The 12299-nt window shown below is 71.6% G+C and carries 10 protein-coding genes; 1 reads left to right on the top strand and 9 read right to left on the bottom strand.

The window, feature by feature from the left end; all coding sequences use genetic code 11:
- Positions 1-68: 68 nt before the first annotated feature.
- The 4 genes from ACYVDG_RS06340 to ACYVDG_RS06325 all read right to left on the bottom strand — a co-directional run bounded on the left by ACYVDG_RS06340 (position 69) and on the right by ACYVDG_RS06325 (position 6298).
- Positions 69-812, bottom strand: a complete 744-nt coding sequence (locus tag ACYVDG_RS06340; protein ID WP_460747402.1) for an alpha/beta hydrolase family protein — start codon at positions 810-812, stop codon at positions 69-71.
- A complete protein-coding gene (locus tag ACYVDG_RS06335) occupies positions 793-3222 on the bottom strand; it encodes a bifunctional salicylyl-CoA 5-hydroxylase/oxidoreductase (RefSeq protein ID WP_460747400.1) in 2430 nt (809 codons plus the stop codon). Before ACYVDG_RS06335 ends, ACYVDG_RS06340 begins: the two co-directional genes overlap by 20 nt.
- Before the next feature lie 140 nt (positions 3223-3362).
- On the bottom strand, positions 3363-4991 hold the full coding sequence (locus ACYVDG_RS06330) for a benzoate-CoA ligase family protein (protein WP_460747399.1): 1629 nt from the start codon (positions 4989-4991) through the stop codon (positions 3363-3365).
- A gap of 182 nt (positions 4992-5173) precedes the next feature.
- Positions 5174-6298, bottom strand: coding sequence for an acyl-CoA dehydrogenase family protein (locus ACYVDG_RS06325; protein ID WP_460747397.1), 1125 nt, complete (start codon positions 6296-6298; stop codon positions 5174-5176).
- A gap of 167 nt (positions 6299-6465) precedes the next feature.
- Here ACYVDG_RS06325 and ACYVDG_RS06320 point away from each other — a divergent pair, with 167 nt between their 5' ends.
- Positions 6466-7413 (top strand): PaaX family transcriptional regulator, encoded by a 948-nt coding sequence (locus ACYVDG_RS06320; protein WP_460747396.1) that lies wholly within the window; start codon positions 6466-6468, stop codon positions 7411-7413.
- Between the two features lie 17 nt (positions 7414-7430).
- On the opposite strand, the gene ACYVDG_RS06315 is transcribed toward ACYVDG_RS06320, so the two are convergent.
- From ACYVDG_RS06315 to ACYVDG_RS06295, 5 genes are all read right to left on the bottom strand, one after another.
- Entirely contained in the window at positions 7431-7865 is a 435-nt protein-coding gene (locus ACYVDG_RS06315) for a RidA family protein (RefSeq protein ID WP_460747395.1), read from the bottom strand.
- Positions 7866-8693 carry an enoyl-CoA hydratase family protein gene (locus ACYVDG_RS06310; protein ID WP_460747394.1) on the bottom strand — a complete coding sequence of 276 codons (828 nt, stop codon included), beginning with the start codon at positions 8691-8693 and terminating at the stop codon, positions 7866-7868. It abuts the gene before it with no gap.
- A complete protein-coding gene (locus tag ACYVDG_RS06305; protein WP_460747393.1) occupies positions 8690-9454 on the bottom strand; it encodes an SDR family NAD(P)-dependent oxidoreductase in 765 nt (254 codons plus the stop codon). The genes ACYVDG_RS06310 and ACYVDG_RS06305 overlap by 4 nt, the downstream gene beginning before the upstream one ends.
- A 243-nt stretch (positions 9455-9697) precedes the next feature.
- Positions 9698-10669 carry a hypothetical protein gene (locus tag ACYVDG_RS06300; protein WP_460747392.1) on the bottom strand — a complete coding sequence of 324 codons (972 nt, stop codon included), beginning with the start codon at positions 10667-10669 and terminating at the stop codon, positions 9698-9700.
- Between the two features lie 290 nt (positions 10670-10959).
- The gene (locus tag ACYVDG_RS06295) at positions 10960-12234 is read right to left on the bottom strand and encodes a glutamate-5-semialdehyde dehydrogenase (RefSeq protein ID WP_460747390.1); all 1275 of its coding nucleotides are present in this window, start codon (positions 12232-12234) and stop codon (positions 10960-10962) included.
- Positions 12235-12299: the final 65 nt, after the last annotated feature.

Genomic DNA, 12299 nt, shown 5'->3' with positions numbered 1-12299 from the left:
CGCCTTCCGGGGGGTGGGTGGTGCGGCACCTCCTTGTGCCGCGGCTGGTCCCCCGGCCGACCGAGGAGTTACCCCCAGCCGGACGCGAGGGCTTGGCGCACCGTCTGCCAGGCGGCGTGCTCCGGGTCGATGACGGCGAAGTGGTCGGCACCGGGGATCTCCCGGTAGTCGACGGGGTCGCCCGCCTCCTGGGCGGCGGCCGCGTAGTCACGGCTGTGCTCGACCGGTACGCGCTGGTCGGCGTCGCCGTGGACTACGAGTTGCGGGATGTCGAGAGGCAGCCGGTACAAGGGTGAGGACTCGGCGTACAGCTCGGGGCTTGGGTCGGGACCGAGGAACGGTTCGACGGCGCCCTCACCGAGGCCGGCCTCGGCGCAGCGCCGGAGGTCGGTGATGGGAGCCAGGGGGACCACGGAGGTGACGACGGAGTCGGCCGCGGTCAGCAGGGCGAGGTGGCCTCCGGCGGAGTGGCCGATCGAGACTACGCGGGACGTGTCGAGCCGTTCGTCGTTCGCGGCGGCGGCGGCGAGGAAGTCCAGGGCGTGGGAGACGTCGTCGAGGGTCCGCGGCCAGCCGCCGCCGTCGGCCCCGGTGCGGCGGTACTCGATATTCCACACCGCCCACCCCGCGTCGCAGAGGTCGCGGGCCAGCGGGTCCATGAGGTGTGCGTCGTGCCGGTCCCGCCACCAGCCGCCGTGCAGGAGCACCGCCACGGGTGCCGGTGTGCCCGCGCGGAATCCCCTGGGTTCCGGTACCTCGGGGACCCAGCGGTAGACGATCTGGCTGGGGTGCTCACCGTAGGTGGTTGCCACCGTGGTCTCCCTTGGTCATGGCTGTCCTGGTCCCGGCTGGTTCAGGGGTGGTCCCGGACGGACCGGGGCGCCACCGCTGGTGTCGGGTGCCGTCCGTCTCGTTGGAGGAACGTAGCAGTTCGAGGCGGGGGCGCGGCCCATCGGCACGGCCGGTGGGCGGTTTACGGCTTCCCGCGCGGAACGGGGCGGGCCAGGTGGCCCCGGGGCCCGTGTAGTCCTGGTCGGCGGCGGCGTGCAGGGTCCAGTGCGGGTCGTACAGGTGGGGCCGGGCCAGGGCGCACAGGTCGGCGCGTCCGGCGAGGACGGTGGAGTTGACGTCGTCGTGGGAGGCGATGGCGCCCACGGCTATGACGGGGACACCGAGGTCGCGGCGGATGCGCTCGGCGTAGGGCACCTGGTAACTGCGCCCGTAGGCGGGTTGTTCGTCCGGTGTGACCTGCCCGGTGGAGACGTCGATGGCGTCGGCCCCGGCCTCGACGAGGGCGCGGGCGATCTCCACGGCGTCGTCGGCGGTGGTGCCGCCCGCCACCCAGTCGGTGGCGGAGACACGGACTGTGAGGGGTTTGTGGTCGGGCCAGACCGCACGGACGGCGGCGAGGACTTCCAGGGGATAGCGGAGCCTGCCGGCGAGGTCGCCTCCGTAGCGGTCGGTGCGGTGGTTGGTGACCGGGGAGAGGAAGGAGGAGAGCAGGTATCCGTGGGCGCAGTGGAGTTCGAGGAGGTCGAACCCGGCACGGTCTGCGGAGCGCGCCGCCGAGGTGAAGTCGTCGCGGATGGCGGCCATGGCGGCGTGGTCGAGTTGCTCGGGGACCTGGTTGACGCCCTCCATGTAGGGGAGGGGCGAGGGGGCGACCAAGGGCCAGTTCCCCTCTGGAAGGGGTTGGTCGATGCCCTCCCACATGAGACGGGTGGATCCCTTGCGTCCGGCGTGGCCGAGCTGCACGCCGATCCGGGCCCGGCTGTTGGCGTGGACGAAGTCGGTGACGCGGCGCCAGGCGGCCTCGTGCTCGGATGCGTACAGGCCCGTGCAGCCCGGGGTGATGCGGGCTTCGGCGGAGACGCACACCATCTCCGTCATGACCAGCCCGGCGCCCCCGAGGGCCTTGCTGCCGAGGTGGACGAGGTGGAAGTCGCCTGGGACGCCGTCGTCGGCGGAGTACATGTCCATGGCTGAGACCACGACCCGGTTGTCCAGTTCCAGGTCGGCCAGGCGGAAGGGGTGGAACATGGGCGGGCGCGGGGAGGGTCGGACCGGGTCGACCTGGCGGGCGAACCAGTCGTCCACGCGGGCGACGAACTCCGGGTCGCGCAGGCGCAGGTTGTCGTAGGTGACCCTGCGGCTGCGGGTGAGCAGGTCGAAGGCGAAGCGGACCGGTGCGGCGTCGACGTGGCGGGCGATCTCCTCGAACCACTCCAGGCTGGCCTGGGCAGCGCGCTGGGTACTGGCCACGACCGGGCGCCGTTCGTCTTCGTAGGCGGCCAGGGCGGCCTCGGTGGTGGGCTGTTCATGCAGGCAGGCGGCGAGGGCGAGCGCGTCCTCCATGGCGAGCTTGGTGCCCGAGCCGATGGAGAAGTGGGCCGTGTGGGCGGCGTCTCCGAGCAGGACGACGTTGTCGCGGCACCACGTCTGGTTGCGGACGGTGGTGAAGCGCTGCCAGCGGGAGTTGTTGGGCAGGAGGCGGTGGCCTCCCAGGACGTCGGCGAAGAGCTTCTCGCAGCGCGCGATCGCGTCGAGGTCGCTTTCCCCGGGCTGGAGGTCGCGGTCGACGAACCCGGCCGCGTGCCACACGTCCTCGGCCATCTCCACGATGAACGTGCTGCTGTCGGCCGAGTACGGATAGCAGTGCAGCTGCATGACGCCGTGCGGGGTCTCCAAGACGTGGAAGTTGAAGGCGTCGAACACGAGGTCGGTGCCGAGCCACATGAAGCGGTTGCGGTGGGGTTCGAGGCTGGTGCCGAAGTCCGCGGCGTGGGCGTTGCGGGTGGCGCTGTTGGCCCCGTCGGCGGCGACGACGAGGTCGTGGGTGGCGGCCAGTTCGGCAGCGGGGGGTGCCTCGGTGCGGCTGAGGACCCGGACCCCCAGCTCGGCGCAGCGCGCACGCAGGATCTCCAAGAGCCGACGGCGGCCGATGGCGGCGAAACCGTGCCCGCCGGAGGTGGTGACCGAACCCCGGTGGTGGACGTCGATGTCGTCCCAGCGGGCGAACTCGGCGGCCATTGCCGCGTAGACGGCGGGGTCGGCGTGTTCGATGCCGCCGAGGGTCTCGTCGGAGAGCACCACCCCGAAACCGAAGGTGTCGTCGGGGGCGTTGCGCTCGTAGACGGTGATGTCGTGGGTGGCGTCCAGCTGGCGGGCGAGGGCCGCGAAGTAGAGTCCCGCGGGTCCCGCCCCGATACACGCGATGCGCATCCTGCCGCCTTCCTGTTCGCTGACGTCCAGCGCTGGCGTCCCGTACGGAGTCCAGTGCTGGCGTCCGGTAGTGCCTTGCGGGTGGTGGCGAGAGCGCTCCCCCCGCTCCTGGCGTGGGCGAGGAGAGCGCTCTCCTCGGGTCAGGGGGCGTCCTCCCGCAGCCTGAAGCGCTGGAGCTTGCCGGTGGCCGTACGCGGCAGGGAGCTGAGGAAGACCAGCGAACGCGGCGTCTTGTAGGGGGCGATGCTGGAGCGGACGTGCTCCTTGAGCCGGTCCGCGAGGTCGTGGTCCGGCGCGAGCCCCTGGCGCGGGACCACGTAGGCGCGTACGACCAGGCCGCGCTCGGGGTCCTCTGCGCCCACAACCGCCGCCTCTTCCACGTCGGGCGAGGTGAGCAGGGCCTCCTCCACTTCCGCGGGGGCGATGTTGTACCCGGCGGAGACGATCATGTCGTCGCTTCGCGCCCGGTACCAGAAGTAGCCGTCGGCGTCGCGCACGTAGGTGTCGCCGGTGTGGTTCCAACCGTGGCGGACGTACTCGCGCTGGCGCTCGTCGGCGAGGTAGCGGCAACCGACCGGCCCGCGGACGGCCAAGTGGCCGGGTTCGCCGTCGGGGACCGGCTCGCCCTTGTCGTCGATGATGGCCGCCTCGAAACCGGGAACGGGTCGGCCGGTGGATCCGGGCCGCATGTGCTCGTCGGTGGCGGACACGAAGATGTGCAGCATCTCGGTGGCGCCGATGCCGTCGAGCATGCGGATCCCGGTGGCGTCGTACCAGGCCTGCCAGGTGGCGGCGGGCAGGTGCTCCCCCGCGGAGACGCAGCGGCGCAGGGACGACAGGTCACGGTCGCCCCGCTGGGCCAGCATCACCCGGTAGGCGGTGGGAGCGGTGAACACGACGGTCGCTCCGCGCTCGGAGACGGCTTCGAGCAGCGCTTCCGGGCGCGGGCGTTCGAGCAGGACCGTTGCGGCCCCGGCGCGTAGCGGGAAGATCAGGAGCCCGCCGAGGCCGAAGGTGAAGGCGAAGGGCGGGCTGCCGACGAACAGGTCGTCGGGGGCGGGCTTGAGGACCTGGGCGGAGTAGGTGTCGGCGATGGCGAGGACGTCGCGGTGGAAGTGCACGCAGCCCTTGGGGTTCCCGGTGGTACCCGAGGTGTAGGCGATCATGCAGGCGTCGTCGGCGGCGGTGCGCACGGCGGTGAACCGGGCGTGGTGCGCGCCGATCCGCGCGGTGAGGTCCTCGGGGCCGTCTCCCCCGTAGGCCAGGACGCTCGGGGCGGTCCCGCCGGGCTCGTGGTCGAGCTGTTCGGCTGCCTCGGTGAGGTCGTCGAGGAAGCGGGCGTCACAGAGTGCGTGTGCGACCCGGGCCGCGCGGAGGATGGTGGCCAGCTCTCCGGAGCGCAGGACCGGCAGGACGGTGACGACCACTCCCCCGGCTTTGAGGACCGCGAGCCAGCAGGCGGCCAGCCAGGGCGAGTTCGGGCCTCGCAGAAGAACCCGCTCCCCGGGCCGGAGGCCGCGCTCGTCCACCAGGACGCGGGCGACCCGGTCCACGCGGTCCCTGAGCTGGCCGTAGGTCAGGCTCTCGTGCTCACCGACCACGCACCGGCGGTCGGCGCCGAAGCGGGCGATGGTGCCGTCGAGGAGTTCCTCCGCGCAGTTGAGCCGGTCGGGATACTCCAGCGGCCGGAGGAGCGGCCACTCCTCGAACGGGGGCAGGTGCTCCCGGGTGAAGGTGTCCTCGTACGCGCTGGGGGTCAGTGCGGCCACCGGGGCAACGGGCGCTCCGTCGTCGGCGGCCGGGGCATACCCTCCGGACGCGCTGGGCGGGACTGGCTCCCCGCGCGCTTCCGGAACGGTGGGCGGATCGGGGGCTGGGTGCGGGTGCTGTCGGTCGGGAGGGGTCGGGTTCGACATGATGGACCTCCAGAAGGCGGCGCTGCGGCCTGGCGCTACATGTGCCTGGCGATGATCTGTCGCTGCACCTCCGAAGCGCCTTCGTAGATGCGTGGTGCGCGGACCTCCCGGTAGAGGTGTTCGAGCAGGTGGCCGCGGTGCAGCGCACGCGCTCCGTGCAGCTGGACGGCGGAGTCCACCACGAACTGGGCGGTCTCTGTCGCGAAGAGCTTGGCCATGGCTGCCTTGACGGTCACCTCGGGGCCTCCGGAGTCGTACTCGGCGGCGGCGGAGTAGACGAGCAGCCGGGCTGCCTCTGTGCGGGTGGCCATCTCGGCCAGGGTGTGGGCGACCGTCTGGAGCTGGCTCAGCGGGCCGCCGAAGGCGCGGCGCCGTGCGGTGTGCTCCTTGGCCGCGGCGAGGGCAGCTTCGGCCATCCCGACCGCGAACGCCCCGACGCTGGGCCGGAACAGGTCCAGAGTGCGCATGGCGACGGTGAAGCCCTGGTCGGGCAGGCCGACCACGTCCTCGGGGCCGACCTCGACCCCGTCGAAGACCAGGTGGCCCAAGGCGTGCGGGGAGAGCATCTCCAGCGGGGTACCGGTAAGGCCCCGGCGGTCGGCCGGGACACAGAAGGCGGTGACACCTCGGGAGCGGGTGCCGGGGGTGGTGCGGGCGAAGACCGTGTAGACGTCGGCGTCGGGCGCGTTGGAGATCCAGGTCTTCTCGCCGTGCAGCCGCCATCCGTCGCCGGCCGGCTCGGCAGGCAGCTCCAGGGCCGCGGCGTCGGAGCCCGCGTCGGGTTCGGTGAGGGCGAAGGCGGCGACCGCTCGGCCCGCGGCGACCTCGGGGATCCAGCGCTGGCGCTGGGCTTCGGTGCCCGACTGCAGGACCGGGTAGGCGCCCAGGCCTTGGAGTGCGAGAGCGGTCTCGGCGTGGGTGTCCTCCCGAGCCAGGCGTTCCCGCAACAGGCACAGGCGGGTGGCGGGAGCCTCGCGGAAGGGACCGTCCCCCGCCCCGCCTGGGAAGAGCGCCGGGAGGAGCCCGGCATCGCCGAGGCTGCGGACCAGGGCGCGGTCGACCCGGCCGGGTTCGCTGGGCGGGTCCGGGTCGAGTTTGGCGGCGCGGGCGTCGACCCAGCGCGCGAAATCGTGATCGGTCTCGTTCGGGGGGAGTCCCATGGGCGACCTCGACTCTCGTTGGGTACGTGATCCACCCCACATCGCCAAATGTACAATAATCATGACGACCGTCAATAGAGCTACATGGAGAGATTGCCGAAGTGCGCCCTCGCCCCTATGAGAGGGGGCGGCCCTCCGACACCGGACCCGGCCGCTATCGTGTCCGCGTGACGTCCAACAGCGAACGGGCAGCCGGAACCGCCCGGCCCCCGGCCCCCGATCCCGCGGCCGCTGACGCCCCCTCGACCGGGACCTACGTGCCTGGGACCGTGTCGACCGACCCCGAACGGCGGCGTCCGAGGTCCCTGATCGTGTCCTTCTTCGGTTCCTACGCCCGCGACGTGGGCGGCTGGATCGGGGTGGCCGACCTCATCGCGCTCATGGCCGGACTCGACGTCGACGGCCCCGCCGTCCGGTCCGCGGTCTCCCGGCTCAAGCGCCGCGGCCTCCTGGCCTCCGAACGCCTGGGCGGGGTGGCCGGGTACCGCCTGTCCGACGAGGGCCACCGCATCCTCGCCGAAGGTGACCAGCGCATCTTCGGCCACCGGGTCGCCCGGGCCCAGGACGGCTGGGTGCTCGTGGTGTTCTCCGTCCCCGAGTCCGAGCGCCGCCGCCGCCACGCCCTGCGGGCCCAACTCACCCGGCTCGGATTCGGCACCACGGCCTCCGGGGTGTGGATCGCGCCCGCCCACCTGACCGACCAGGCCCGCGGCGCCCTACGCGCATTGGAGCTGGACGCCCATGCGGAGCTGTTCCACGCCACCTACCTGGACTTCCGTGAGCTCAGCGCGTCGGTGGCGCGGTGGTGGGACCTGCCCGCACTCCAAGCGATGTACCGCGCGTTCCTCGACGAGCACGAGCCCGTACTGACCGCCTGGCGGCGCCGGGCCGCTCGGGCGGTGGCCGACCCCGAGCAGCGCGCGGCGGCCTTCGCCGACCACCTGCGCGCGGTGGACGCCTGGCGGCGGATGCCGTTCCTCGACCCCGGCCTGCCGCCCGAACTGCTCCCGGACCGCTGGGCGGGCAGCCGGGCGGCGCGGGTCTTCTTCGACCTGCACGCGCTCCTGCGCGAGCCCGGTCTGGAGCACGTGCGAGACACCATCACACCGGCCTAGCCGGTCCGCCGCCGGCTCTAGTCGCTCGGCCCCGGGATGACGGCGATGCCGACCAGCTCCACCAGCGCGCCCGGCTCGAAGAGCTCGACCACCCCGAACAGCGCCACCGCCGGGTAGTGGCGCCCGAGGTGGGCGCGGTAGGCACGGCCGATCTCGCGGGTAGCCGCCCGGTAGCCGGGGACGTCGGTGGTGTAGACAGCGAGGTTCACGAGGTGTTCGGGGGAGCCCCCCGAGGCGCGCAGGGCCGTGACGACGTTGGCCAGGGCCACCTCGAACTGGTCTGGCAGCGTCACCGCGGCGAGCTTGCCCTCGGGGCCGCTGGCAATCTGCCCGGCCAGGTAGACCGTGCGCCCGGGGGCGGGCACCACGGCGTGGGAGAACCCGGACGTGGGCCCCAGCTCGGGCGGGTTGACCAGTGTGTGCGGGGTCGGCGGCAGGTGTACGGGCTCCATTCAGCGCCCCTTCCACTCGGGGGATCGGCGGCCGGTGAACGCGGCGTGGAACTCGGCGTAGTCGGCACTCTTCATCAGCAGCGCCTGGGTCATGGCCTCCAGCTCGATCGCTCCGGACAGGCTCATGTCCAGTTCCCTGGAGAGCAGCGCCTTGGTCTGGGCGTAGCCGAAGGACGGCCCGTCGGCCAGCCGAGTGGCCAACCGGGTGACCGCGGCGTCGAGTTCGTGGTCGTCGACGAGCTCGCTGACCAGGCCGACGCGGTCGGCCTCCTCCGCGTCGACCGTGTCGCCCAGCATCAGGATGCGCGTGGCGTGGCCCAGGCCCACGATCCGCGGCAGCAGGTAGGCGGCACCCATGTCGGCGCCGGACAGGCCCACCTTGGTGAACAGGAAGGCGAAGCGGGCCGAGCGGGCGACCACGCGGAAGTCCGATGCCAGCGCCAGAACCGAGCCCGCCCCCGCCGCGACCCCGTGCAGCCCGGCGATCACCGGGATCGGGCATTCGCGCATGGCCCTGACCACCTCACCGGTCATGCGGGTGAAGGCGAGCAGGTCGTCCGGCTCCATCCTCAGGGTCTCGCCGATGATCGCGTCGACGTCCCCGCCGGAACAGAAGCCCCGGCCGCTCCCCCGGAGCACGAGGACCCGCGTGTCACCCCGGTGCGGGAGCTCCAGCAGCAGGTCGCGCAGGTCCGCGTAGGCATCGAAGGTGAGGGCGTTGAGCTTGTCGGGCCGGTTGAGGGTCACGGTCGCCACCCCGTCGGCCCGGTGGAGGTCGAAGTGGTTCCACTCTTCAGTCAAGGGCGCGGACGCCCGGAACGGGCTCATCGGTGGGTGTCTCCTCCGTCGATGGTCAGGGACTGGCCGTTGACCGCTCGGGCCACAGGGCTCGCCAGGTAGGCCACGGCCGCGGCCACCTCCTCCGGTTCGATGAGCCGCCCCAGGGGTGTGGCCCTGGCCAGGGCGGCCTCGGCCTGTTCGCGGCCCCGGCCGGTGCGTTCGGCGATGGTGTCCACCGAGCGCTCAGTCATGGGGGTGCGGACGAAAGACGGGCACACCGCGTTGCTGGTCACCCCGGTGCCCACGACCTCGGCGGCCACTGCCCTGGCCAGGCCGAGCATCGCGTGCTTGGACGCGGTGTAGGCGGCGGTGTAGCGGGAACCGGTGTGCGCCGCGGTGGAGGCGACGAACACCACGCGGCCGTCATCCCGTTCGAGCATGCCCGGCAGCAGGGCGCGGGTCAGCAGGAACGCCGAGGTGGCGTTGGTGTTCAGGTGGGAGTTCCACAGGTCGAGGCCGGTGCCTCGCAGGGGTGCACTCTGGGCCTGGCCCGCGTTGTTCACCAGCACCGAGACCCCGTCCAGCTCGCTGACCAGGGAGTCGACCGCCTTCTCGTCGGTGACGTCGCACACCCGTGAGGTGACGTCGAGCCCGTGGGCGCGGGCTCTGCGTTCCAGCGCGGCGAGTCGGCCGGAGTCCCGCCCGAGGGCGATCACCTCATCGCCTTCATTCGCCAGGGAGAGCACGATGGCCCGCCCGATCCCGCCGGAGCCACCGGAGACCACGACACGCCGTTCGGAGTCAGCCATGCCGGGAATGTATCACTCGACTATGACTGTCGTCACGGGTACGACATAAGTGGGTTGTGGATGGGACGGGTGCAACTCGGATGGCCGCTGCATCGGCTCAGCCGGGCGCAGAAGACCGGACAGGCCCGGACACAAGAAGAACAGCGCCGACGGCACGGGGCCGTCGGCGCTGGTGAGGCGGGGAGGGATGGCTTCCCTCCGCTCGTGGGGGAGACCCGGGGCGGGTCCTCAGAAAGGGATCGCTTAGAAGGCGGGTCCGGCCGCGTTGGCCTCGTCGATGGTCTCGGTGCGCAGCTCCTCGACCTTGCCCTCCAGTTCGGCCTCGTGCGCCTCGAACTCGGCGGTCACCTCGGCGGCCATCGCGCGGAGGGCCACCTCCTCGGTGATGATGTCGCCGCGCACGCGGTTGTCGTCGCCGACCTCGGCGGTCGGGCTGTTGTCGGCCGCGGTCAGGTCGCCGCCGACGATGTTGTTGTCGATGTAGACGCCGCCGGACACTTCGGTGACCGACAGGTCACCGTCCACGTAGTTGACCGAGCTGCAGAAGCCGTCCTCTTCACCGGCGCCGACGGCGACCGGACCGCTGCCGGCGGTGAAGGACGCGTCCCCGATGACCTCGCTGTCGCACAGGATGCCGCCGCTGGCTGCCCCGCTGACGGACAGGTCCCCGCGGACCACGCTGTCGAAGATGTCGGCGTACTCCACGCCGTCCGCGGACACGCCGCCGAGGCGGGCACCCGTGACGTAGAGGTCGCCGACCGTGGCGTCGATGGACGAGGCGGAAGCACCGACGACGAAGACGAAGCCGTCGTTGCCGGCACCCTCGGCGCCCTGAGCGCTCAGGTCGGCCACCGAGGTGCCGTCCTCCAGGTAGGTTCCGTAGGCGCCCGTGTTGACCACGTCGCCGTCGACCGCGGTGCTGGAGGCGTCGAAGTAGGCGTCTTCGGAGACGGTGACCTCGCCCTCGATCTCACCGTCGATGATGTGCAGGTTGGCGTCGCTGTCGACGGTGACGTCGCCCTGGACGACGGTGCCGTCAAGGAAGCAGCTCGCACCGGAGGGGACCTTGAGGTCGGTGGGCAGGGTGACCTCGCCGGCGTGTCCCGAGCAGAGGGTGACCAGGTCCGCGTGGGCAGGGGTCGCCATAGCGGTGACACCGCCGATCGCCAGGGCCGCGGTGGCGGTGGACGCGGCGATCTTACTCCCGAGCTTCATGCGGGGGATTTCCTTTCGTCGTGACCGGTAGGGTCCGACGCTCCTGATGAGGGTGCGGGAAGAGCGTCGTGTGACACCACAGTGAAAGTACCGACCTGCGCGCGATTTGGGAATACTTGCTCGGCGAAGATTCGCTTCTGTCCAGGTTTCCGGAGGGATAACGGGCGTAGTGACACATGTTGCCTGCGAGGCCTGGAGGCACACCTGGTAAGGACGGGCAACCGAATGGCCGCCCGGTTTCCCGAGCGGCCATTCAAGGTCGAATCATGATCGAACCACGGGTTCCATGGTTACTTCAGGTGACCGTCGCCCGTGACCACGTACTTTGTGGAAGTCATTTCAGTGAGTCCCATCGGACCCCTGGCGTGCAGTTTCTGGTTGGAAATACCGATCTCCGCACCGAAACCGAACTCGCCACCGTCGGTGAAGCGCGTGGAGGCGTTCACCATCACCGCAGCGGAGTCGACCCGGGAGACGAAGTACCGCGAGGTCCTGAGCGAGTCGGTGACGATCGCCTCGGTGTGCTGGGTGGAGTACTTGCGGATGTGCGCGAGCGCAGCGTCGACATCCGGCACCACCCGCACGGCCAGGTCCAGGGACAGGTACTCGGTGGACCAGTCCTCCTCGGTCGCCTCGACCACCGTCGCCCCGGTCGGCCTCGCGGCGGCAACCTCCATAGTCCGGGCGTCGCCGTGCACGGTCACGTCGGCCTCGGCCAGGGAGGCCAGCACCCGGGGAAGGAACTCCTCGGCGACGGCCTCGTGGACCAGGAGGGTCTCGGCCGAGTTGCACACCGAGCAGCGCTGGGCCTTGGCGTTGGTGGCGATGGCCACCGCCTTGTCGAGGTCGGCGTCGGCGTCCACGTACACGTGGCACAGGCCCTCGCCGGTCTCGATGACCGGGACAGTGGAGTCGCGGACCACGGCCTGGATGAGCGAGCCGCCGCCGCGCGGGATGAGGACGTCCACGAGCCCGCGCGCCCGCATGAGCGCCGTGGAGGACTCGCGGGTGCGGCCCGGGACCATCTGGATGGCATCGACCGGGACCCCGGTGTCGGCCAGGGCGTCGCGCAGTACGCCGACGATGGCGGTGTTGGAGTTGTAGGCGGAGGAGGAGCCGCGCAGCAGGGCGGCGTTGCCGCTCTTGAGGCACAGGGCTGCGGCGTCCACCGTCACGTTGGGGCGGCCTTCGTAGATGATGCCGATGACACCGAGCGGGACGCGGATCTGGCGCAGGTCGAGACCGTTGGGGAGGACACCGCCGCGCACGGACTCCCCGACCGGGTCCGGCAGCTCGACGATCTCGCGCACCGCGTCGGCGATGGCCTCGATCCGCCTCGGGTCGAGGGTGAGACGGTCGATCATGGCCGGACTGGTGCCGTCCTGCCGGGCCCGCTCCACGTCGTGGGCGTTGGCGGCGGTGATCTCGTCCGCGCGCTTGACCAGGGCGTCGGCGATCGCCACCAGGGCGGCGTCCTTCACCGACCGGCTGAGCGGGGCGAGGTCGGCCGCCGCGTCCCCTGCACGTTCGGCTACCGCGTGGACCTCACGCTCGATGTCAGTCATGAGTGTTCTTCCTTGCTCGGGAGGTCGCCCGGGCCGGTGCTCCCTGCCGCGTCGAAGGGCACCGG

Source organism: Nocardiopsis oceani (genome assembly GCF_054777395.1).
The sequence above is the reverse complement of the archived record's forward strand: the minus strand, read 5'-3'. Positions and strand labels throughout refer to the sequence as shown.